Here is a 23,243-nt window from a genome sequence, read left to right as displayed (position 1 = left end):
GATTCAGCTCAGACGGGTCGGGAGCGGTCGGCGACAAGCTCTCCTCCATCGAAGGTGGTTCCGATCTCGCGGTAATAGCCGCCGATGATCTCGTCGACCGGGAGAATCGAGTGCAGTTCGTCCCATGGTGAATCCGCGAGTGAGAGTTCTGCATCGCCCCGCCAGGCCTGCCCCAGGTCGAGATCGATTCCTCCCATCGAGACGAGCTGGTCGAGCGAGAGCCCCTGATCCTTGCCGATGGAGGGCATGATCCGGTTGTGCAGCATCCGATGGCCGTTGACGAAGCCGTTGGCCTCCGACGGTTCCCGCAGCGTGACAACGGCGGAGGCCAGCCGGTGGTCGTATGCGGCGAGGGATGCCCCGAGCTGGGCGCCAGGCGCGAGCCTCGGCGTCGCCTTCCCCCGATTGAACACGCGGGTGACGTGGATTGCTCCGAGCTTCTTCGGGTAGCCCTGGAACCAGCCACGGCCCAGTGCGAAGTCCTTGGTGACCCAGATGGCCACGCAGCGGCTGTAGACGGTGCCCTGGTATGCGCAGCGCACCACGACGAAGGCCTCGAGATACTGCGAACGCACGGGGTCGAGCAGCTCGAGCCCCCCGTCGCTGCAGGACTGCCAGTCTGCCCAGATGAGGGCGACGGCGCCCGGGTCCTCGGGTGCGAGCTCGATGTCCTCCGGCAGGATGGCGCGGATGTTGGCCGGGTCCGTGCGGTACTCGACGGTGAGCAGGGTGCCCGAGTAGTGCCACGGTGGGCTTGGGACGAGCGCACTCGTACCTTCCGGCGTCAGTGGCGGGAGGAAGCCGTTGAGAGGTGTCATAGCGCCAGAGTGTAGTCCACAATCCACGATGGTTCGTACCCAAATGAATCGCACGGATTGGCGTTTCCCTCTTGACGGGGCCCGCTCCGTTCGCCAAGGTGTAGTAACTCGTTCGGATACGGACGATCTGTGCACCCATGAACTCAACGAGGAGTATCTCAATGGCGCTTACCGAAAAAACCGCCGACGAGCCGCAGACCTCCCTGCACAAGGGACGCCTCGGCACGATCGGAATCGTCTTCTTCGTCGTGGCCGCTGCGGCGCCACTCGTCGGCATGACCGGTGCTGTACCGGTCGCCGTGGTACTCGGAAACGGGGCAGCCGCACCCGGAGCCTACCTGGTCGTCGGCATCACGCTCCTGCTGTTCAGTGTCGGCTATGCGGCGATGAGCCAGCGGGTCACCAACGCCGGCGCGTTCTTCGCTTACATCGGGCGAGGACTCGGACGGAACGCGGGCATCGCATCGGCCTTTGTCTCGATTCTCGCCTACCTTGCGGTGCAGCTTGCGATCTTCGGATTCTTCGGCGGAGTCATCTCCGGACAGTTGGGGATCATGCCGTGGTGGGCCTGGGCGCTCGTCGCCTGGGTCGTCGTCACGGTGCTGTCCCTTCTGCGTGTCGACGTCGGAGCCAAGGTGCTCGGCGTTCTCATGCTGTGTGAACTGGCCGCGCTCGTGGTCACCGCGATCGTGATTCTTGCAAACGGTGGACCGGATGGAGTCGACTTCTGGGCGTCCTTCAACCCCGCGGCAATCCTCGCGGGCGGGTTGGCCGGGTCGGCAGGAATCGCCTTCGCCTTCGCCTTCGCGTCCTTCATCGGTTTCGAGGCGACCGCGATCTACGGCGAAGAGTCCAAGAATCCGAAGAAGGTGGTCCCCCGCGCAACCTACCTCGCTGTGGGCGTGATCACGGTGCTCTTCGCTCTGACCGCCTTCGCGATGGTGACCGGAATGGGCGCGGGGCATGCCGTCGAGACCACCGACAAGCTCTCCAACGGGCTTGCTGACCCGGCGCAGGTGCTGTTCTCGCTCGCGACCCAGTACGTGGGGCCGTGGATGGCGACGATCATGAGCATCCTCGTCCTCTCGAGCCTGTTCGCCGGGCTCCTCGCGTTCCAGAACGCGGCGAGCCGCTACCTGTTCGCGATGGGACGTGGAGGCGTGCTCCCGGCCAGGCTCGGTACGGTCAACCGGCGCGGGGCACCGAGTACCGCATCCATGGTCACGTCCGTGATCAGCGGACTCGTCATCGTCATCTTCGCGATCTTCCAGCTCGACCCCGTGCTCAACCTGTTCTTCTGGTTCAGCGGACTGGCAGTCGTTGCGATCGTGCTGATCGAGATCCTGGTGTGTGTCGCGGTGATCGCGTACTTCCGGAAGAACCGGGGCGACGAGAACATCTTCCAGACGATGATCGCGCCCGTGCTCGCGGTCATTGGTCTCGTGCTCGGAGAGTACCTCCTCATGTCGCGCTTCGGCCTGCTTGCGGGAACTGTCGCCGAGGGTGTGGACCCGACGGCAGCGTGGGGACTCAGCCCGATCGGCTGGGTGCTGATCCTGCTGCCTTTCGCTCTGCTGCTCGTGGGCTTCATCATCTCGCGGGCGCGCAGGGCCGTGAACGCGGAGTTCCTGCGGGACGTGTTGTCCTGATAGAAAAATGAGCTGGGCGCCTCCCGTCACGGGAGGCGCCCAGCGCCATTTCTGCTGTGTGGTCTCTACTCCGTCTTCCAGACGGGAGCAACCGCGTTGGCCGCGTCGCCGACGCGGTGAACGCGCAGGTCGTTCGTGGACCCGGAGATCCCGGGAGGGGAACCGGAGATCACAACGACCTTGTCGCCGACCTCGGCCATGTTGTTGCCCAGCAGGATGTCATCCACCTGGTGGAACATCGCGTCCGTGTGGGTGACCCGGTCGACCAGGAACGACTCGACTCCCCAGGTCAGCGCCATGCGGCGACGGATGGCCTGGTCCGGTGTGAACGCCTTCATGGGGATCTTCACCCGCAGCCTCGACATGCGACGCGCGGAGTCACCGGACTCCGTGAAGACACACACGTACTTGGCGTCGACGAACTCTGCGACCTCCGCAGCGGCGAGCGTCAGCGCGCCACCCTGGGTGCGAGGCTTCGTTCCGAGCTCCGCGATGCGCTCGAGTCCGTGGTCCTCTGTCGATGCGATGATCTTCGCCATGGTCGCCACTGTGACGACCGGATACTCACCGACGCTGGTCTCGCCGCTCAGCATGACCGCATCCGCGCCATCCAGCACCGCGTTCGCGACGTCGGAGGTCTCGGCACGCGTGGGCACGGGGCTGGAGATCATCGACTCGAGCATCTGGGTCGCGACGATAACCGGCTTGGCCATGCGGCGCGCAAGCTCAACAGCGCGCTTCTGTACGATCGGGACCGCCTCGAGCGGAAGTTCGACGCCGAGGTCACCGCGCGCAACCATGATCGCGTCGAAGGCGTCGATGATCGCCTCGAGGTGATCGACGGCCTGCGGTTTCTCGATCTTGGCGACGACGGGAACCTTGCGACCCTCCTCGGCCATGATCTCGTGCACGCGGGTCACGTCATCGGCGTTGCGGACGAAGGACAGGGCGATGATGTCCGCACCGAGGCGCAGGCCCCACCGCAGGTCCGCCTCATCCTTTTCGGACAGCGCGGGAACGTTGACAGCGACGCCCGGGAGGTTGATGCCCTTGTTGTTGGACACGGGACCGCCGACGACGACCTTGGTCGTGACGACGGTGCCGTCGGTCTCGACGACCTGCACCTTGACCTTGCCATCATCGATGAGAAGGAAGTCGCCTGGCGAGACATCCTGCGGAAGGCCCTTGAAGGTGGTTCCGGAGAGTTCCTTGGTGCCGATGACCTCTTCCGTCGTGATCTTGAAGATGTCCCCAACGGCCAACTCGTAGGGTCCGTCTGCAAACTTGCCCAGGCGGATCTTTGGTCCCTGGAGGTCGACGAGGACGGCCACGGGCTTGCCCGCGTCATCCGCCGCCTTGCGCACGTTGGCGTAGACCTCCTCATGCACGTCATAGCTGCCGTGGCTGAGATTCATTCGTGCAACATCGACGCCCGCGTCAATGATTGCCTTGATGTTCTCGTAGCTCGACGTGGCTGGGCCAAGTGTCGCGACGATTTTGGCTCGTCTCATGTCTTCCTTCTGTGTGGGTACTTCAATGGTTGCACAAGCGCTTGCACGCTCAGGTTCTACAGCGCGATGGCCTTATCGGTCGGCTTCACGGGGAACGGCAGGAGGGTCTCGCCCTCAAGGTACCGATCAACCATAGACGCAGCGGCGCGGCCCTCCGCGATCGCCCACACGATGAGCGACTGCCCTCGGCCGGCGTCGCCCGCGACGAACACCCCGGATTCGCTGGTCTGGTAGTCGGCGCCGCGCTCGATGTTTCCCGAGACGAGTGGCACGTGCAGCTGGTCCTCGATCTCGACACTGTCCGTGCCGCTGAAGCCCAGCGCGAGCAGTACGAGGTCTGCGGGGATCTCGCGCTCTGTACCCGCCTTCGGGACCCTCAGGCCATCGACATACTCGGTCTCGGCGAGCCGGATGGCGCGCACCTCTCCGACCTCGTTCGCCAGGAACTCGACCGTCGACGCGAGGTAGACACGGTCTCCGCCCTCCTCGTGCGCGTGAGAGACCTCGAACAGGTTCGGGTACATCGGCCACGGCTGGTGCTCCGGGCGCTCCAGCGGAGGCTGGACACCGATCGCAAGGTTGGTGACGGATAGGGCGTGCTGCCTGTGGGCGGTTCCGATGCAGTCGGAGCCGGTGTCTCCGCCACCGAGGATGACGACATGCTTTCCCTCCGCCGTGATCTGGTCAGGGACGATGTCGCCGGCCCCTACCCGGTTCTGCTCGGTGAGGTACTCCATGGCGAAATGCACTCCGGGCAGGTCTCGCCCGGGGATCGGCAGGTCGCGTGGTCGCAGCGCGCCAGTGGCAACGACGACGGCATCGTAGCGAGCACGAAGGTCTGCCCAGCTGATGTCGACACCGATCGTGACGCCCGCGCGGAACCTGGTTCCTTCCGCCTGCATCTGCCTGAGCCGGTTCTCGATGACCTTCTTCTCGAGCTTGAAGTCCGGGATGCCGTAGCGCAGCAGGCCACCGATCCGGTCGTCGCGCTCGAACACGGCAACGGTGTGCCCTGCCCTGGTGAGCTGCTGAGCGGCAGCGAGCCCGGCGGGGCCGGAGCCGACCACGGCGACGGTCTTGCCTGTGAGGCGCTCCGGCGGATGCGGCTGCACCCAGTCGTTGGCCCAGGCCTCATCGACGATCGACTGCTCGATCAGCTTGATGGTCACCGGCTCCTGGTTGATACCCAGAACACAGGCGGTCTCGCAGGGGGCCGGGCAGAGTCTCCCGGTGAACTCGGGGAAGTTGTTGGTGGCGTGCAGGCGCTCGCTCGCCTCCCGCATCTCTCCTCGACGAACCAGATCGTTCCACTCCGGGATGAGGTTGCCGAGTGGGCAGCCCTGGTGACAGAACGGAACTCCGCAGTCCATGCAGCGGCTCGCCTGTCGCCGCAGTGTCGCGGCGTCGCCCTCTTCGTAGACCTCTTTCCAGTCCATGAGCCGGATGGCGACGGGCCTGCGAGGGGGAAGCTCCCGCTTGCGCGTCTTCAAGAAACCCTTGGGGTCAGCCACCTGTCACCTCCATGATTCTGCCCCAGACGACATCGCCGTCGGGGTCAAGTCCTTCTTGTTCCGCGGTGGCGCGCGTCTCGAGCACGGCCGCGTAGTCCCGCGGCAGGACCTTGACGAATTTCTCCAGGGTCGCGTCGATGTCATCGAGCATCCTGGCGGCCAGTGCGGAGTCCGTCTCGGCCAGGTGCCGCGCGAGCAGGTCGGTCAGGATCGCCCTGTCTGCGCTGCCCAGCGGAAGCAGTTCGAGCTCGCCCGCGGCAAGAGCCTCGCTGTTGACCCGCTCGGGGCGAAGGTCGTACACGTACGCCGTTCCGCCCGACATCCCCGCACCGAGATTCCGCCCGGTGCCTCCGAGGATGACCGCGAGTCCGCCGGTCATGTATTCGAGGGCGTGGTCGCCGACGCCCTCGACCACGGCCGTCGCACCGGAGTTGCGCACGAGGAAGCGCTCGCCCACGATTCCGCGGATGAACATGCTTCCCCGGCTCGCACCGTAGCCGATGACGTTGCCGGCGATGACGTTCCGTTCGGCAGGGAACAGGCTGCGGCGATCGGGCCGAAGCACGATCTCGCCACCGGAGAGTCCCTTGCCGACGTAGTCGTTGCTGTCGCCCTCGAGGCGCAGCGTGATACCCGCGGGAAGGAAGGCACCGAGCGACTGGCCGGCAGATCCGAGGAGATTGACCTCGATCGTGTCTGTCGGAAGCCCGTTCTCGCCGTAGCGAACGGTCACCTCGTGCCCGAGCATCGTTCCGACCGAGCGTTCCGTGTTCCGGATCGGCAGTGAGATCGAGACGTGCTCTCCACCCCGGAGTGCCGCGTCGCTCAGCCGGATGAGTTCGACATCGAAATGCTTCTCGAGCTCGTGGTTCTGCGGTCTGCGGTGTGCGCGAGGCGCATCCGCCGGGAACTTCGGACCACGAAGGATCGGAGTGAGGTCGAGCCCATCGGCCTTCCAGTGCTCGATCGCACCGTTCACGTCGAGCACGTCGGAGCGACCGATCGCCTCTTCGAGCGTGTGGAAGCCGAGCTCCGCAAGGTACTCCCGCACCTCCTGCGCGAGGAACTCGAAGAAGTTGACGACGAACTCCGGCTTACCGGTAAAGCGTCCGCGCAACTCGGGGTTCTGGGTCGCAACACCGACCGGGCAGGTGTCGAGGTGACACTTGCGCATCATGATGCACCCGGAGACGATCAGCGGGGCCGTCGCGAAGCCGAACTCCTCCGCGCCGAGCAGGGCAGCCACGATCACGTCGCGCCCCGTCTTCAGCTGGCCGTCCGTCTGCACGACAACGCGATCGCGCATGCCGTTGAGCATGAGGGTCTGCTGTGTCTCCGCGAGCCCCAGCTCCCACGGAGTACCCGCGTGCTTGAGCGAGTTGAGCGGGCTCGCACCGGTACCACCGTCGTGGCCGGAGACCAGAATGACGTCTGCGAGAGCCTTCGCGACTCCCGCGGCAACCGCACCGATCCCGGACTGGCTCACGAGCTTCACGTGGATGCGCGCGTCGGGGTTTGCCCTCTTGAGATCGTGGATGAGCTGCTTCAGGTCCTCGATCGAGTAGATGTCGTGGTGTGGAGGCGGACTGATGAGTCCGACCCCCGCGGTCGCGTGCCGCGTGCGCGCGATCCACGGGTACACCTTGGCCGGCGGCAGCTGGCCGCCCTCCCCCGGCTTGGCGCCCTGGGCCATCTTGATCTGGATGTCTGTGGCGTTCGTGAGATACATGCTCGTGACGCCGAAGCGCCCGGAGGCGACCTGCTTGATCGCGCTGCGACGCTCCGGGTCGACGAGGCGGTCGACATCCTCGCCGCCTTCACCGGTGTTGCTCTTGCCGCCGATGCTGTTCATCGCAATCGCGAGGGTCTGGTGTGCCTCTGCGCTGATCGATCCGTAGCTCATCGCTCCGGTGGAGAACCTCTTCACGATGGAGGACACGGGCTCGACGGAGTCGATCGGAACCGGCGGACGGACTCCGTGGCGCAGCGTGAACAGGCCGCGGAGGGTCATGAGGTTGGTCGCCTGCTCGTCGACGAGCTTCGTGTAGTCACGGAAGATGTCGTAGCGGCGGGTGCGGGTGGAGTGTTGCAGCCTGAACACCGTGTCCGGATTGAACAGGTGTGGCGGGCCCTCCCTGCGCCATTGGTACTCTCCGCCGGTCGCGAGGCGCTCGTGTGCCGTCGTGGACGCGTCGTCCGGATAGGCGCTCCTGTGCCTGGACAGGTTCTCCGACGCAACGACGTCGATGCCGACACCGCCGAGCTTGCTCGTCGTGCCGGTGAAGTAGCGCTCGATGAACTCCTTGTTCAGGCCGACGGCCTCGAAGGCCTGCGCTCCGGAGTACGAGGAGACGACCGAGATGCCCATCTTCGACATGATCTTGAGCACGCCCTTGCCGAGCGCCTTGATCAGGTTCGCGACGGCCTTCTCCTGGGTGATGCCGGTGACGGTGCCGTTGCGCACCAACTCCTCCGCGCTCTCCATCGCGAGGTAGGGGTTGATCGCGGATGCGCCGTACCCGATCAGGAGTGCGACATGGTGCACCTCGCGCACATCGCCCGCCTCGACGATGAGCCCGACCTTGAGTCGGTTCTCCTTGCGGATGAGGTGGTGATGGATGGCGGACACCATGAGAAGCGACGGGATCGGCGCGAGGTCCTTGTTGGAGTCGCGATCAGACAGCACGAGGTACTTCGCGCCGTTTTCGATTGCCTCATCGGCCTCGACGCACATGGCATCGATGCGGTTCTGCATCGCCTGCGGACCCTCGTCGAAACGGTACAGGCCGCGCAGGGTCGTGGTGGTGCGACTGCCCGGCGACGCGTCGATGTGCTGGATCTTGGCGAGCTCGTCGTTGTCGATCACCGGGAAGTCGAGGATGATCTGGTACGCGTGCTCCGGCGTCGCCGTCAGCAGGTTGCGCTCCGGCCCGAGCCCGAGCTTCATCGACGTGACGACAGCCTCACGGATGCTGTCGAGCGGCGGGTTGGTGACCTGGGCGAACTGCTGGGTGAAGTAGTCGAACAACAGGCGCGGGCGGTCCGCGAGCACCGCGATCGGGGTGTCTGAGCCCATCGCACCGATGGGCTCTGCTCCGTTCTGTGCCATTGGGGCGAGAAGAACCTGCAGCTCCTCCTCGGTGTAGCCAAAGGTGCGCTGGCGCCGCGTCACGGACGCCGGCGTGTGCATGATGTGTTCGCGGTCCGGGAGGTCCTTGAGGTTGATCCTGCCCGCGTCGAGCCACTCGCCCCACGGCTGGGACGCCGCGAGCTCGCCCTTGACCTCTTCATCCTCGATGAGTCGACCGGCCTCGGTGTCGACGAGGAACATCTTGCCGGGGCGCAGTCGGCCCTTGCGCACCACGAGGCTCGGGTCGACATCCAGGACGCCGATCTCGCTCGCGAGGATCACGAGGCCTTCGCTCGTGACGAGGTAGCGGCCGGGGCGGAGGCCGTTGCGGTCCAGGGTCGCACCGACGAGGGTTCCGTCGGTGAAGACGAGTGCTGCCGGACCGTCCCACGGCTCCATGAGCATGGAGTGGTACTCGTAGAACGCGCGGCGAGCTGGATCGATGTCCTGTTGGTTCTCGTACGCCTCGGGGATGGTCATCATCATCGCGTGCGGAAGCGAACGACCGCCGAGGGTCAGGAGCTCGACCGTCTCGTCAAGGGAGGCAGAGTCGCTTGCTCCCGGGGTGAGGATCGGGAAGATCGAGTCCATGTCCCCGAGCACCTCTGAGTGCAGCTGGGACTGCCTGGCACGCATCCAGTTGCGGTTGCCCTGGACCGTGTTGATCTCGCCGTTGTGCGCGAGCATGCGGAAGGGCTGGGCCAGGGGCCAGGACGGGAAGGTGTTGGTGGAGTAACGCGAGTGCACGAGGGCGAGGCGTGAGGCGAAGCGGGGGTCGGACAGGTCAGGGTAGAACGGTTCGAGCTGGAGCGTGGTCACCATGCCCTTGTAGACGAGCGTCCGGCAGCTCAGCGACGGGAAGTAGACCTCGAACTCGCGCTCCGCACGCTTGCGGAGGCGGAAGGCCTGACGGTCGAGCGCGAGGCCAGACACGGCCGAGCCGGTCTCGGTGCGACGCGTGCTTGCAAGGAAGAGCTGTTCGAAGTGCGGCATCGCCTCACGAGCGAGGTGTCCGAGGCCCTCCGGGCGCACCGGGACCTCACGCCAGCCTAGAACCTCGAGCTGCTCCTGCGCGGCAAGGGCTTCAATGCCGCGGCGTGCGACCTCACGCGTCTCCAGGTCGGTCGGGAGGAACGCCATGCCGACGACATACCGTCCCTGCTGGGGAAGGTCGAAGTCGACGACCGCACGAAGGAACGCGTCCGGGATCTGCGTGACGATGCCCGCACCGTCTCCGGTTCCTGCGTCCGAGCCGATCGCACCGCGGTGCTCGAGGTTGCGCAGGGCTCCGAGTGCCGCGTCGATGATGTCGTGGCCGGCGGTACCGCGAAGCGTCGCGACCATGGCGAGACCACAGGCGTCCCGTTCGTCGGCCGGGTCGTAGAGGCCGGTTGCTGCGGGGACCGAGCTGAAGCGTGAAAAGGGTGGCGTGACTGGCATGAAGTACCGTCCTCTGGAGATGACAGATGAATGCGGGACTTCAGCGGCCCAGAAGGAATTGAACGGGCGGGTCTGAGATTCGACCCTCGATGCCTCGAATGATTGGAGTCTTCGGGACGTGCCCATCGCCTCGCTTGTGACGAGCGCTGACATTGCCTGATCCGGACGCTGCTGGGGTATCGGTCGAGGCGTCATTGCCATCTGAATCCGAATAGGTGTTCTCAGAGTGTAGCGCAGCCGGAAGCACCCATCGTGCGCGGGCGCGAGACTGCGGCGAAGAAATTATTTGCTCGGCGTTGTGCCGCGGGCCAGGGCCGCCGCAGTCTTCGCGACCGCGGTGACTCCCCCGTCGGCGAGTGACTTCACCAGCGCGGACCCGACGATCGCGCCGTCCGCGTAGCCCAGGACCTCGCGCACCTGCTCCGCGGTGGAGATGCCGAGGCCGACACACGCGTGGGTTTCGCCCACCGTACGCAGCCGCGAGACGAGCGTGCGCGCGGCCGAGTCGACATCCGTACGAGCACCCGTGGTGCCCATCGTCGAGACGGCGTAGACGAAACCGCGACTGAGCGAACTGGCGCGCGCGAGCCGCTCGTCGGTCGAGGACGGCGCAGCGAGGAAGACGCGGTCGAGGCCGGTGCGCTCGGAGGCGGCGAGCCACTCCGCGGCCTCGTCCGGGATGAGGTCGGGCGTGATGAGGCCCGCTCCCCCCGCCGCGACCAGTTCGTCGGAGAAGCGCTCTGTTCCGAACTGGGTGATCGGATTCCAGTAGGTCATCAGCAGCACGGGAGCGCTCGTGCGTGCCCGGATGGCCGCAACGGCCTCAAAGGCGTGGTGCAGGCGGAAACCGTTGGCCAGCGCCGTCTGGGTCGCGCGCTGGATGACCGAGCCGTCCATGACGGGATCGGAGTATGGGAGTCCGAGTTCGAGGACATCGACTCCGTTCTCGACGAGGGCGAGCGCGGCATCGATGCTCGTGGGCAGGTCGGGGAATCCGACCGGAAGGTAGCCGATGAGGGCGCCGCCTCCCACGGCCGTGCGCGCGGTGATCGCGTCTTCGACCTGGCTCACCTGGCACCGTCCAGAAGGTTGAAGTATGCGCCTGCGGTCTCCATGTCCTTGTCCCCGCGGCCGCTGAGGTTCACGAGGATGACCGCGTCCGGCCCGAGTTCGCGGCCCAGCCTGAGTGCGCCCGCGAGTGCGTGTGCCGACTCGATGGCGGGAATGATCCCCTCGGTGCGGCTGAGCAGCCTGAGGGCCTCCATTGCCTCGCTGTCGGAGGCGGGAAGGTACTGTGCCCGGCCGATGTCGGCCAGCCACGCGTGCTCGGGCCCGACCCCCGGATAGTCCAGCCCGGCCGAGATGGAGTGTGACTCGATCGTCTGGCCGTCGTCGTCCTGGAGCAGGTAGGTGCGAGCGCCGTGGAGGATGCCGGGCCTGCCGCGCTCGATCGAGGCGGCATGGCGCTCCGTGTCGATGCCGTCGCCCGCGGCCTCGAATCCGTACAGGTGCACATCCGGGTCGTCGAGGAACGCGTGGAAGATGCCGATCGCGTTGGAGCCGCCGCCGACGCAGGCCGCGACGGCATCCGGCAGCCTGCCCACGAGGTCGAGAACCTGCTGCCTGGCCTCCTCTCCGATGATCTTCTGGAAATTGCGCACCATCTCGGGGAACGGATGCGGGCCGGCGGCCGTACCGAAGATGTAGTTGGTCGTCTCGACCGTGGTCACCCACTCGCGGTACGCCTCGTTGATCGCGTCCTTGAGAGTGCGTGCGCCCGTCGTCACCGGCACGACCTCCGCGCCGAGCAGGCGCATGCGGGCGACGTTGAGCGCCTGCCGCTCCGTGTCGACCTCTCCCATGAAGATCGTGCAGTCGAAGCCGAACAGCGCCGCGGCCGTGGCCGTTGCGACGCCGTGCTGGCCCGCACCGGTCTCCGCGATGACACGGGTCTTGCCGAGCTTCCTGGTCAGCAGCGCCTGGCCGAGCACGTTGTTGATCTTGTGCGAGCCCGTGTGGTTGAGGTCTTCCCGCTTGAGGATGATGCGCGCGCCACCGGCGTGCTCAGCGAACCGAGGCACCTCTGTGATGATCGACGGCCTGCCGGTGTAATTGCGGTGAAGCTCCGCGAGTTCGGCCTGGAACATCGGGTCTGTCTTGGAGGCCTCGTAGGCCGCGGTGATCTCGTCGATGGCCGCGACGAGCGGCTCCGGCATGTGCCTGCCGCCGTATTCGCCGAAGTATGGTCCGCGTTCGTCCCGGAGAGCCATCAGGAAGCCAGGAACTGTTGGAGGGTGGTCACGGGGTCTCCATCGGTGACAAGGGCTTCTCCGACGAGCACGACATCCGCGCCGGCCTGTCGGTAGTGAGCGACATCGGCGGGCGAGGTCACGGCGGACTCTGCGACCCGGATGACGCCGGAGGGGATGCGGTCGGCCAGGCTGCCGAAGAGGTCCTGGTCGAGTTCGAAGGTGTTGAGGTTGCGCGCGTTGACGCCCACGAGGGCAGCGCCGATGTCGAGCGCCCTCGACACCTCGTCCGCGTTGTGCGTCTCGACGAGCGCGGTCATGCCGAGTTCGGAGACGAGCGAGTGCAGCTCGCCGAGCCTGGCCTGGTCGAGTGCCGCGACGATGAGCAGGACGATATCCGCGCCGGATGCCCGCGCCTCGAGCACCTGGTACGGCTCGACGATGAAGTCCTTGCGCAGCACGGGAAGGCTGACGGCCTCACGGACCGCCTCGAGGTCCGCGAGGGACCCGCCGAAGCGCCTGCCCTCGGTGAGTACGCTGATCGCGCTTGCGCCACCGGTCTCGTAGGACACGGCGAGGGCCGCCGGGTCGGGGATGTCCGCGAGCGGGCCACGCGATGGGCTCGCCCTCTTGACCTCCGCGATGATCTTCACGCGATCGGACGGGGCCAGCGCCTCGAGTGCGTTGCGTGCCGTGTCGCGGGCCAGAGCATCCGCTTCCACCAGCGCAAGGCTGCGCTGTTCACGTCTGGCCGAAGCATCTTCGAGTGCCCCGGCCACCAGATCGGGAAGCACCCCTCTAGTGCTCTTTGGGGACGTACCGGGCGCCGCCCACTCCGTAGCCGACCCGAGCGAGGATCCAGCCGACGATCAGGCCCACGATTGCGAGCCCTGCGCAGGCCCAGACGACCACGGGAAGGTCGAGGAAGAAGGCAACCGTGCCGACGGCAAAAGCTACCAACATGATGATCACAGCGGTCCACGCGGCTGGCGAATTGCCGTGGCCGGGATCTGATGTGTCGTCGCTCACAATGCTCCTTCTTGGGGTGTTGAATCCAAAGTCTAGCGTGCGGTTGGGTCGCTCCCCCCGCTCAACTCATCCCAATCGGAAACAGAGCCGCCAGATTCTTTTCCGCGCCCGGTGCCGACGGCGTCGTAGCGGCGCGTCGGCCCGGGCCAGCGGCGCACCGTGAAGACAGTCACGATTCCGATGACGGCGGTGATGACTCCGAGGATCACCGCGACCACCGGCCAGGCGGAGGTATCGACCGAGGACACGAGCGCGGCGATCGAGTCGGGGCCCGAGACGCCCGTGGCCTTGGTGACCGCCGCGGCAGAGGATGACACGGGGCCCTGGATCGCGATCGCGCTCGACGCGATGACCCCCGCCCCGAGTGCGACCTGGATCACGCCGAACGCGATACGCAGCGCGGGGCCGGAGATCGCGAGGGCCGCCACGAGGGCGAACCCGGCGAGGCTGAGAGCGGAGAGGTCCGGCGCGGCCGTGCTGCCCGGCACAGAGAGTGCCGTGATCGCGGTGTCCGTGCCTGTGACACCGAGGTGGAACCACTCCTGCGTCCAGGTGAGCAGGGTCAGGGCGCTCGCGAGGATGCCGGCGAGCAGTGTCAGAGTTTTGGTGCGCCGTGGCGTCATGGTCAGCTGAGCCTCCGAAGTGCGTTGGCGACCGCGACTGCCCGTAGCGGGGCCGCCGCCTTGTTCTGTGCCTCGCGGTGTTCCGTCTCGGGGTCCGAGTCCGCGACGAGGCCCGCGCCCGCCTGTACCCTCGCGACTCCCCCCGAGATAGTGGCAGTGCGGATCGCGATTGCGAGATCGAGATCTCCGGCGAACCCGAAGTAGCCGACCACGCCGCCGTAGAGTCCGCGCTGGGCGACCTCCAACTCGTCGATGATCTCGAGTGCGCGCGGCTTGGGAGCGCCCGAGAGTGTTCCCGCAGGGAAGGTGGCTGTGAAGACCTCGAGTGACCCCGCATCCCGTCTCAGGTCGCCCTCGACGGATGACACGAGGTGCATGATGTGGCTGAACCGTTCGACCTGCATGAACTCCGTCACTTCGACGGTGCCGGGCACACACACCTTGAGCAGATCGTTTCTCGCGAGGTCGACGAGCATGAGATGCTCCGCGCGCTCCTTCGGATCGGCGAGGAGCTCTTCTGCGAGGGCCAGGTCTTCTTCCGGACCCGCGCCTCGGGGCCTCGACCCCGCGATCGGGTGCATGTAGACCCGACCGGCATCAACCTTCACAAGGGCCTCCGGCGAGGAGCCGACGACCCAGTAGGGCTCGCCGGTGCCGTCGAGAAGCGTGAGCATGTACATGTACGGGCTCGGATTGAGCGTTCGAAGCACCCGATAGACGTCGATCGGATCCGCAGTGCTCTCGTGATCGAAGCGCTGGGAAATGACGACCTGGAAGACGTCTCCATCCCTGATGTGCTCCTTCGCGCGCTTGACCGCCTCCTGGTATTCGCCCACTGCGATGCGGGGCATGGGGTTCGGTGCGGTGGAGATGTCGACGTCTGCGAGCCAGGCCTCCGTGGGCCGCGCGAGCGCGCGCTGCATGGCATCGAGCCTGGACTGCGCCTCGCTCCAGAGCGACTCAGGGGTCTCCGCGCCGTCGTTCAGAGCGGAGGCGATCAGGAGCACACTTCCCGTGGCGTGATCGACGACCACGAGCTCGGAGACGAAACTGAAGGCCTGGCCGGGGATCGAGAAGTCGGCGGGCGGGACGTTCGGCAGTCGCTCGATCTGGCGAATCGCCTCCCAGCCGATGAATCCGACGAGACCGCCCGTGAGCGGGGGATGTCCGGCCACCCGCGGTGTCCGCCAGCGTTCGTGGAGGGTGTTCAGCGTGGCCAGAGGGGCACGCGGATGCTCAGCGCCGAGCGCCCGCTCCTCGGAGAGTCCGTAGTCGAGCCAGAGGGCGACATCCGCCTGCTGGGTCAGTACGCCGAAGGATGAGACACCTATGAAGGAGTAGCGCGACCAGATTCCGCCCTGCTCGGCGGACTCGAGCAGGAAGGTGCCCGGCGTGCCCTCCGCCAGCTTGCGGTAGATCCCCACGGGCGTCTCGCCGTCCGCAAAGATCTCTCGAATCACCGGGACGACCCGATGGTCGGTTACAAGAGCGTCGAACTGTTCGCGGGTCGTCTCATTCATCGGGCCGCTCCGTTGTGGCGGTGCCGATCACGGGGCTGAGCGGGTCGACATCGAAGCAGCGCCTGGCGCCCGTGTGGCAGGCCGCACCGATCTGCTCCACCGAGACCAGCAGGGTGTCGTCATCGCAGTCGAACGCGGCGCCCCGCACGTACTGCACGTTGCCCGAGGTGTCGCCCTTGCGCCAGTACTCCTGCCGCGAGCGACTCCAGAACGTCACGCGCCCCTCGGTGAGGGTGCGCCGAAGAGCCTCGGCATCCATCCACCCGAGCATGAGCACCTCGAGCGTGTCGTGCTGCTGGATGATGGCCGGAAGGAGACCGTCGCTGTTGAAGACGGCGCGAGAGACGACCGAGTCGAGAGTGGTGCTGTCCATGCGTTCTACCTCACGAGCAATCCTGCGGACCGGAGTCCGCGCTTCACATCACCAACGGTGAGATCACCGTCGTGAAAAACGGATGCCGCGAGCACGGCATCCGCACCGGCCGAGATCGCGGGTGCGAAGTCCCGGACCGCTCCCGCTCCCCCGCTCGCGATGACGGGGACGGAGCTGATCGAGCGCATCGCGGAGACGAGCTCGAGGTCGAAACCGTCACGGGTGCCGTCCGCGTCGATGGAGTTGACGAGCAGTTCGCCGACGCCCCGGCGGACGGCCTCCGCGGCCCAGTCGAGCGCGTCCATGTCTGTCTCGGTGCGACCGCCGTGCGTCGTCACCACGAAACCGCCGCAAGAGCGCTTCACGTCGAGCGAGAGAACGAGCACCTGCGAACCGAAGCGAGCCGCGATCTCATCGAGCAGTCGTGGCCTGGCGATCGCGGCGCTGTTCACGCCGATCTTGTCCGCGCCGCTCGCGAGCAGTCTCGCGACGTCATCGCTCGAACGCACCCCTCCACCGACCGTGAGGGGGATGAACACCTGTTCCGCCGTGGCGCGCACGACATCGTAGGTCGTCGATCGTTCGTCGACGGTGGCCGTCACGTCGAGAAAGGTCAGTTCGTCTGCGCCCTGTTCGTAGTAGCGCCTCGCCAGTTCGACCGGATCTCCTGCATCGCGGAGATTGGCGAAGTTGACGCCCTTCACCACCCTGCCGGCCGCGACGTCGAGGCAGGGAATGACCCGCACGGCGACGGGCATCTCAGATCCTTGCCGCGTGGATCGGGCTGACCAGGATCGCCCTGGCTCCCAGTTCGTACAGACCGTCCATGATGGCGTTCGTCTCCGCGCGCGGCACCATCACCCGCACGGCGACCCAGTCCCTATCGCGCAGCGGCGACACCGTCGGGGACTCGAGCCCGGGCGTGATCGCGGAGGCCTGCTCGAGGAGCTCTGCGGGCAGGTCATAGTCCATGAGCACGTACTGGCGCGCGACGAGGACACCGTGCAGCCTGCGCTGGAAGGTCGTGAGGCCCGCGAGGTCCTCCCGCGCGCTGATCAGCACGGCGGTCGATTCGAGGATGACCGGGCCGAAGATCTCGAGGCCCTGCTGTCTGAGGGTCGTTCCGGTCGAGACGACGTCGGCCACGGCATCCGCGACGCCCAGGCGCACCGCGGACTCGACCGCTCCGTCGAGGTGGACGAGGTTCGCCTTAACTCCGTTCGCGGTGAGGAAGGACCCGACGAGGCCTGGGTAGCTCGTGGCGATACGCACACCGCCCAGATCGTCGAGTGCCGAGAACTGCCCGGCTGGGCCGGCGAAACGGAAGGTTGAGCTGCCGAAGTCGAGGTGTTCGATCTCGATCGCGGTGCTACCGGAGTCCAGCAGCAGGTCGCGGCCGGTGATTCCGACATCGAGCGCGCCGGAGCCGACATAGGTCGCGATATCGCGAGGCCGCAGGTAGAAGAACTCGACCTCGTTACGAGGATCGGAGACGATGAGCTCTTTCGGGTCGCGACGGATCACATACCCGGCCTCGAACAGCATCTGGATCGCGGTCTCGGAAAGCGATCCCTTATTGGGAACTGCAATACGCAGCATGGTGACTTCTCTTTACTTCGTCGGGGCGAACGATGGACGCGGGTGGGCCGGCCATCACAGATGTCGGTAGACATCCTCCGTCGTCAGGCCCTTCGCGATCATGAGCACCTGAAGGTGGTACAGCAGCTGGGAGATCTCCATGGCCGTCTCGTCGTCACTCTGGAATTCTGCGGCCATCCAGACCTCTGCGGCCTCTTCGACGATCTTCTTGCCTATCGCGTGAATACCCGCGTCGAGCTCGGCCACGGTACCGGAGCCTTCCGGGCGAGTCGTGGCACGCTCGCCCAATTCCAGAAAAAGGTCGTCGAAGGTCTTCACAGCTTCAAGGGTACCGGTCTGGAGCCTCAGCTCACGCCGAGGAGGTCGATCACGAAGATGAGCGTGCGCCCGGAGAGCTGGTGTCCTCCGCCGGCCGGACCGTATGCGAGGTGCGGCGGCACGATGAGCTGGCGCCGTCCCCCGACCTTCATACCGGGGATGCCCTCCTGCCATCCCGCGATGAGGCTCCTGAGCGGGAAGTTCACGGACTGGCCGCGGCTCCAGGACGAATCGAACTCCTCTCCGGTCTCGAGATCCACGCCGAGGTAGTGCACGTCCACGGTTGCGCCCGGGGTCGCCTCCGCGCCCGTTCCGATCTCGATGTCGATGGAGACGAGCTCCTCTGGTGCGCCACCCTCGTAGAACTCGATCTCCGGCTTGGTCTTGTTGAAGTCAGTCATGGCACTATCCAAGCAGATGCGCGTGCGCCGTTGCTTCTGCCCGCAGTACCTCGATCTGTGCCGCCGGGTCCGCGGCATTGAACACGCTGGATCCAGCGACGAAGGTGTCCGCTCCCGCCTCCGCGGCGATCGCGATCGTCGTCTCGGTGACGCCGCCATCGACCTGGAGCCAGACATCCAGTCCGGACCTGTTCACGGCCTCGCGCAGGGCCCCAAGCTTGGGCATCGTCGACTCGATGAAGGACTGGCCGCCGAATCCGGGTTCGACGGTCATGACGAGCACCTGGTCGAACTCGGCCACGAGCTCGAGGTAGGGCTCGACGGGGGTGTTCGGCTTGAGGGCGATGCCCGCGCGTGCCCCGATCTCGCGGATGCGCCTGGCCAGCGCCACGGCGTCCGCGGCGGCCTCGGCGTGGAAGGTCACGGAGTACGCGCCGAGTTCGGCGTAGCCGGGGGCCCAGCGATCCGGGTCGTCGATCATGAGGTGGATGTCGAGGGGCCTCGGCGTGACCGCCTGCAGGCTTTCGACCATCCTCGGGCCGAAGGTCAGGTTAGGGACGAAGTGGTTGTCCATGACGTCGACGTGGATGAGATCGGAGTTCGCGATCCTCTGCAGTTCGCTTTCGAGGTTCGCGAAGTCCGCGGTGAGGATGCTCGGATTGATGCGAATCGACATGCGATCACCCTATTCGTGCTGCGGGTCGGCCGTGCTGCGGACCCGGTTGCCCGCCACGCTTCTCGAGCAGGCAGATGAACATGGCGTCCGTTCCGTGGCGGTGCGGCCAGAGCTGCACGTGACCGTCGGTGTCGCCGAGGTCGAGCGGATGCGTCGTCACACGGGCGAGGATCGCAGCGGTGTCGAGCCGAACCAGATCGCTTCCCGCCTGGGCGAGCGCCCCCGAGACGATCGCCCTGGTCTCCCCGAGGTGCGGAGAACACGTGACGTAGGCGAGGATGCCGCCCGGCTTCAGCGCCCTGGTCGCGGAGGCGATGAGCGCGGCCTGCAGTGAGGCGAGTTCCGCGACGTCTGCGGGATGCTTGCGCCACCTGGCCTCCGGGCGGCGACGCAGTGCCCCGAGCCCGGTGCATGGCGCGTCGAGGAGGATGCGATCGAATTGCTCCGACAGCCCGGTGCCGATCTCGGTGCCATCCTGCACGAGCACCTGGGGCGGGTCGGGGAAGACCGCGAGAGCGCGGCGAACGAGTTCGGCGCGCGCCGGTGCAACCTCGTTCGCGACGAGGGTTGCCCCGGCCGCAGCGGCCTCGGCGGCGAGCAGCGCGGCCTTGCCTCCTGGGCCCGCGCACATGTCGAGCCAGCGCTCCCCCGCGACCGTCGGACGTGCGCGCGACAGGGCGAGAGCGGCGAGCTGTGAGCCCTCGTCCTGTACTCGCGCGCGTCCCTCGCGCACCGCGGGGAACTGCGCGGGGTCACCACCGTCGCTGACGGCACCGACCGGCGAGTATCCCGCACGGTGGGTGTCGTGCAGTTCTTGCGGAGTGGCAAGGCCGGGCAGGGCCGTGAGACCCACGCGCGGTGCGGCGTTGTCTGCCCGCAGGAGCTCGACCAGCTCGTCTTCTCGCCCTTCCGCGGCAAGAGCCTGCCGGAACGCGCGAACGATCCAGACGGGGTGAGAGTGTTCGCGAGAGAGGCGTTCGTCGTCGCTCTGGGCCGAACTGACGACGCGATCGTGCCACTCATCGACCGTGCTGCGAGTGATGGTGCGCAACACGGCGTTGACGAAGCCCGCGGCGGAGCGAGAGCCGACCTCGTGAGCGAGGGTGACGGATTCGTCGACGGCAGCGTGCGAGGCAACCCGCATGGACAGCAACTGGTGTGCTCCGAGCCTGAGCACGTCGAGGATGGGCGCGTCGATGTCGTTCACCGATCGCCCCGCCGCGATCTCGATGACCGTGTCGTAATATCCGAGACCACGCAGGGTGCCGTAGCTCAGCTCGGTGGCGAACGCCGCGTCCTGGCTGCCCAGCTTCGAGCGCTCGAGCTTCACCGGCAGGAGGAGGTTGGCATACGCCTCGGTCTCGCGAACGGCGGTGATGACCTCGAAGGCGATTCGCCTGGCGGGCTGTACCGACCTGATGGTGCGGGTCTTTGGTGCGCTCATTCCGCGAACTCCCCGGCGTTCGCCGTTCTGCCGCGCCACCACTCGGCCGCCGCCATCGGTTTCTTGCCAGCGGGTTGCACGGTGATGAGTTCCAGTGGGGTGGTGCCCGTTCCGACGAGGATGCGTTCTCCGCCCGAGGCAAGCCTTCCCGGGGCGAGGGCAGCGGTGGCTTCCGCGGGCCGCGCGCGGTGAATCTTGAACCTGAGGGCGTCGATCGTCGTGAATGCACCGGGTTCCGGCGTGACGCCGCGGATGAGCCTGTCGACGGTGCCGACGTCGGCCGACCAGTCGATGCGGCCATCCGCCGGTTCGAGCTTGGGCGCCGGGGTGACGTCACCGTCCTGCGGCACGGCGCGTGCCGTGCCTTCCGCGAGAGCGTCGACGACGCGCAGCAGGAGCTCCGCGCCCGCATCCGCCAGAGAGGTGAGCAGGTCGCCCGCGGTCTGCCCGGGGGCAACAGCCTGGGTGAATTGGCCAAAGACCGGCCCTGCATCGAGGGCTTCGACCAACTGGAACACGGAGGCGCCCGTGATCTCGTCGCCCGCGATGATCGCGCGCTGCACGGGCGCTGCACCTCTCCAGCGTGGGAGAAGCGAGAAATGCAGGTTGATCCAACCCAGTCGTGGAACGCTCAGCAGCGGTTCGCGCAGGAGGCCGCCGTAGGCGACGATGACGCCGAGATCAGGGCCGAGTGCGGTGATCCGCTCCGTCGCCTCCCCCGCGAGCCGGTTCGCCTTGATGACGGGGAATCCGAGGTCTTCTGCGGCATGCGCGACAGCGGTGGGGGTGAGTGTCCGTCGCCGCCCCTGCTCGGAATCCTCTCGCGTGAGCACAGATGTCACTCTGTGCCGGCTGGAGTGCAGCGCAGCCAGGCTGGGCACGGCCGCTGCCGGGCTGCCCGCGAACACGAGAGAGAGAGTTGTCACGGGAACCAATCCGGCACGCCCTGCGGGGAACGCGCTCATTGAGCGAAGGGCTCCGTATCGTCGAAGCGCACTTTCAGTGTAGGCAACGGCTGGCTCCGATCGGACCCGGCCGCGCGTCTGCGTCGCGTCGTCGCGTTGCGAACAATCTCCGCCTTGAGCACGGCGGCAACTCGGGCGCCCGCCGCGTAGTCGAACCTCACGATTGCGCGCACGCCGACGTCCGCGACGTCGACGGGTCCGAGCACGTCGAGGGAGGCCGACTCCGTCTCGAGGGCCGACACCGCTGCGATGGCGGCGTCGACGGCATCCGTCGACCCGGAGACGGATGCCACCCGCACGGCTGGCGGGAAACGAAGCGTGCGGCGGTCCTCGAGTTCGGAGTGGAGGTAGTCGTCGAGGCGCCAGGTCGCCAGGGCGGACGCAAGAGCGCCACCGACCCCGACGAGCATGGTTGCTGCCCCGCGCGCGGCGAGGGCTGTGGCGTTTGCCCACCAGCGCAGGCAGTCCTCCGCGACCCGGAGGCTCTCGCGGGCGAGCATCCGGTCGCCGTCGAGAAGGAGTACGGCACGATACCCGCCGGATGCGATGGGCTCCGCACCGCGGGTCGCGATCACGAGGGAAGGTTCGGCGCCCACGGTGAGAATGGGGCGCTCGCCGTCTGCGACGATCACTCGCACGCCCGGGAACGCCCTGCCGAGCTCCTCCGCCGTGCGGGTCGCACCCTGCCCGACGGCGCGCAGTCTCGTGCCCTCGCAGTTCTGGCAGGCCCATTCGGCGGCGAGAGCACCGCACCACAGGCATGCCGGAGTCGACCTCGCCGAGGCAAGCCCCAGCGGGCCGGAGCACCGCTTGCAGCGGGCGAGCCTGTGGCAACTGGCGCAGCTCAGCCTGGGCAGGTATCCGGGACGTGCGACCTGGACCAGCACGGGTCCGTGCTCGAGTGCGGATCGCGCCTGCTTCCAGGCGGTCGACGGAATCCTAGCCTGGGCGGCGAGCCGGTCGTCAGAGGACTGGCTCTGCGTGGGGATGACCTTCGGCAGGTATCGACGCACGGGCGCGATGCTTCCGAGCCAGCCGAGTTCCACGAGCCTCTGCACCTCGGCGCTGCGGGCGTGCGAGTAGAACAGCAGGGAGCAGCCCTGAAGTTCCTGCCGGACGAGGGCGGCATCGCGCGAATGCACGTATGGACTGAGCGGTTCCGAGTGCAGCGGATCACCGTCGTCCCACAGCGCGATGAGACCGAGGTTGGCGGCCGGTGCGTAGATGACCGAGCGGTTTCCGACGACGACGAGCGGTGAGTCGTCGAGGCACGCGAGCAGTGAGCGGTACCGGTCCGGATTCGACTGCCTGGCATCCAGGCGCACGATCTGTTCCGGCGGAAGCACCGCTTCGAGAGCGGCGGACAGTTGTTCCTGGTCCCGATAGTCGGGAACACAGAGGATTGCCGTCTTTCCGGCGGCGAGGCATCGCGCCGCAGCATTGGCCATGGCCACGGCCCAGCGACCAACCCAGCGGCCATTCGGCAGATTCGAGACAAGAGGGGTGACCTCGACCGAGGCACGCCGAGCGTGGGCGATCGCGTCATCAAACGCGGACGGGGCGTACTCGCTCTCTCCCGATGCCGGTGCCGTCTTCACCCCCGAGACACGAGGCTCCGGGGCCGCCAGCCACGCCTTCTCGACCCGGACCTGGCGCTTCGGGATGGCCAGCCTCAGGATGTCGCTCGCGTTCCCCGCAGCGCGATCGGCCAGGCGTCTGGCGAGTGCCCACACCTCCGGGGTCAGGATCGGCACGGTCGAGACGACGGACTCGAGCTCACTGAGGGTTCCCGGGTAATCGACGGAGTCCGTGAGTTCGACGATGAAGCCATCGGCGATCCGGCCTGCCGAGCGCAGGGGTACCCGCACCCGCACACCCGGCCCGGCCTCCTGCGCGTACTGCTCAGGCACTCGATAGTCGAACAACCTGTCGAGTTGTGGCAGTGACGAGTCCAGAAGCACCCTGGCGATGGATGCGGCCATCGAGA

The 23,243-nt window shown here is 66.8% G+C and carries 20 protein-coding genes; 1 reads left to right on the top strand and 19 read right to left on the bottom strand.

Annotation, left to right across the window (positions count from 1 at the left end):
- Window positions 1-8: 8 nt before the first annotated feature.
- Window positions 9-818 (bottom strand): acetoacetate decarboxylase family protein, encoded by an 810-nt coding sequence (locus tag ABUA28_RS06310; protein WP_349903136.1) that lies wholly within the window; start codon window positions 816-818, stop codon window positions 9-11.
- Window positions 819-979: 161 nt separating this feature from the next.
- Here ABUA28_RS06310 and ABUA28_RS06305 point away from each other — a divergent pair, with 161 nt between their 5' ends.
- The gene (locus ABUA28_RS06305; RefSeq protein WP_349903135.1) at window positions 980-2,467 is read left to right on the top strand and encodes an APC family permease; all 1,488 of its coding nucleotides are present in this window, start codon (window positions 980-982) and stop codon (window positions 2,465-2,467) included.
- Window positions 2,468-2,532: 65 nt separating this feature from the next.
- On the opposite strand, the gene pyk is transcribed toward ABUA28_RS06305, so the two are convergent.
- From pyk to ABUA28_RS06215, 18 genes are all read right to left on the bottom strand, one after another.
- Window positions 2,533-3,978 (bottom strand): pyruvate kinase, encoded by a 1,446-nt coding sequence (gene pyk, locus ABUA28_RS06300; RefSeq protein ID WP_349903133.1) that lies wholly within the window; start codon window positions 3,976-3,978, stop codon window positions 2,533-2,535.
- Window positions 3,979-4,034: 56 nt separating this feature from the next.
- Window positions 4,035-5,489, bottom strand: a complete 1,455-nt coding sequence (locus ABUA28_RS06295) for a glutamate synthase subunit beta (protein WP_349903132.1) — start codon at window positions 5,487-5,489, stop codon at window positions 4,035-4,037.
- Window positions 5,482-10,059 (bottom strand): glutamate synthase large subunit, encoded by a 4,578-nt coding sequence (gltB, locus tag ABUA28_RS06290; RefSeq protein WP_349903130.1) that lies wholly within the window; start codon window positions 10,057-10,059, stop codon window positions 5,482-5,484. The genes ABUA28_RS06295 and gltB overlap by 8 nt, the downstream gene beginning before the upstream one ends.
- Before the next feature lie 282 nt (window positions 10,060-10,341).
- Window positions 10,342-11,130, bottom strand: a complete 789-nt coding sequence (gene trpA, locus ABUA28_RS06285; RefSeq protein WP_349903129.1) for a tryptophan synthase subunit alpha — start codon at window positions 11,128-11,130, stop codon at window positions 10,342-10,344.
- Complete coding sequence (trpB, locus tag ABUA28_RS06280; RefSeq protein ID WP_349903127.1) at window positions 11,127-12,329, bottom strand: tryptophan synthase subunit beta; 1,203 nt, start codon at window positions 12,327-12,329, stop codon at window positions 11,127-11,129. Before trpB ends, trpA begins: the two co-directional genes overlap by 4 nt.
- Window positions 12,329-13,102, bottom strand: a complete 774-nt coding sequence (gene trpC, locus ABUA28_RS06275; RefSeq protein ID WP_349903126.1) for an indole-3-glycerol phosphate synthase TrpC — start codon at window positions 13,100-13,102, stop codon at window positions 12,329-12,331. Before trpC ends, trpB begins: the two co-directional genes overlap by 1 nt.
- Before the next feature lie 4 nt (window positions 13,103-13,106).
- The gene (locus tag ABUA28_RS06270) at window positions 13,107-13,337 is read right to left on the bottom strand and encodes a DUF6704 family protein (RefSeq protein WP_349903124.1); all 231 of its coding nucleotides are present in this window, start codon (window positions 13,335-13,337) and stop codon (window positions 13,107-13,109) included.
- 32 nt (window positions 13,338-13,369) lie between these two features.
- Entirely contained in the window at window positions 13,370-13,960 is a 591-nt protein-coding gene (locus ABUA28_RS06265; RefSeq protein WP_349903123.1) for a Trp biosynthesis-associated membrane protein, read from the bottom strand.
- A 2-nt stretch (window positions 13,961-13,962) separates the two neighbouring features.
- Window positions 13,963-15,480: an anthranilate synthase component I gene (locus ABUA28_RS06260; protein WP_349903122.1), complete on the bottom strand. Its 1,518-nt coding sequence runs from the start codon at window positions 15,478-15,480 to the stop codon at window positions 13,963-13,965.
- On the bottom strand, window positions 15,473-15,853 hold the full coding sequence (gene hisI / locus ABUA28_RS06255; RefSeq protein ID WP_349903120.1) for a phosphoribosyl-AMP cyclohydrolase: 381 nt from the start codon (window positions 15,851-15,853) through the stop codon (window positions 15,473-15,475). The genes ABUA28_RS06260 and hisI overlap by 8 nt, the downstream gene beginning before the upstream one ends.
- A gap of 5 nt (window positions 15,854-15,858) precedes the next feature.
- A complete protein-coding gene (hisF, locus tag ABUA28_RS06250) occupies window positions 15,859-16,611 on the bottom strand; it encodes an imidazole glycerol phosphate synthase subunit HisF (RefSeq protein WP_349903118.1) in 753 nt (250 codons plus the stop codon).
- A gap of 1 nt (window position 16,612) precedes the next feature.
- The gene (hisG, locus tag ABUA28_RS06245; RefSeq protein ID WP_349903117.1) at window positions 16,613-17,452 is read right to left on the bottom strand and encodes an ATP phosphoribosyltransferase; all 840 of its coding nucleotides are present in this window, start codon (window positions 17,450-17,452) and stop codon (window positions 16,613-16,615) included.
- Window positions 17,453-17,506: 54 nt separating this feature from the next.
- On the bottom strand, window positions 17,507-17,770 hold the full coding sequence (locus ABUA28_RS06240; protein WP_349903115.1) for a phosphoribosyl-ATP diphosphatase: 264 nt from the start codon (window positions 17,768-17,770) through the stop codon (window positions 17,507-17,509).
- A gap of 26 nt (window positions 17,771-17,796) precedes the next feature.
- Window positions 17,797-18,171 (bottom strand): FKBP-type peptidyl-prolyl cis-trans isomerase, encoded by a 375-nt coding sequence (locus tag ABUA28_RS06235; protein WP_349903113.1) that lies wholly within the window; start codon window positions 18,169-18,171, stop codon window positions 17,797-17,799.
- Between the two features lie 4 nt (window positions 18,172-18,175).
- Complete coding sequence (rpe, locus tag ABUA28_RS06230; RefSeq protein ID WP_349903111.1) at window positions 18,176-18,847, bottom strand: ribulose-phosphate 3-epimerase; 672 nt, start codon at window positions 18,845-18,847, stop codon at window positions 18,176-18,178.
- A gap of 4 nt (window positions 18,848-18,851) precedes the next feature.
- Complete coding sequence (locus ABUA28_RS06225) at window positions 18,852-20,291, bottom strand: RsmB/NOP family class I SAM-dependent RNA methyltransferase (RefSeq protein WP_349903110.1); 1,440 nt, start codon at window positions 20,289-20,291, stop codon at window positions 18,852-18,854.
- Complete coding sequence (fmt, locus tag ABUA28_RS06220) at window positions 20,288-21,217, bottom strand: methionyl-tRNA formyltransferase (protein ID WP_349903108.1); 930 nt, start codon at window positions 21,215-21,217, stop codon at window positions 20,288-20,290. Before fmt ends, ABUA28_RS06225 begins: the two co-directional genes overlap by 4 nt.
- A gap of 35 nt (window positions 21,218-21,252) precedes the next feature.
- Window positions 21,253-23,238 (bottom strand): primosomal protein N' family DNA-binding protein, encoded by a 1,986-nt coding sequence (locus ABUA28_RS06215; RefSeq protein WP_349903106.1) that lies wholly within the window; start codon window positions 23,236-23,238, stop codon window positions 21,253-21,255.
- Between the last annotated feature and the right edge of the window lie 5 nt (window positions 23,239-23,243).

The organism is Parafrigoribacterium humi (assembly GCF_040227205.1).
In the GTDB taxonomy this organism is placed as follows: domain Bacteria; phylum Actinomycetota; class Actinomycetes; order Actinomycetales; family Microbacteriaceae; genus Parafrigoribacterium_A; species Parafrigoribacterium_A humi.
Note: the sequence above shows the minus strand (reverse complement) of the source record. Positions and strands in the feature narration are given on the sequence as shown.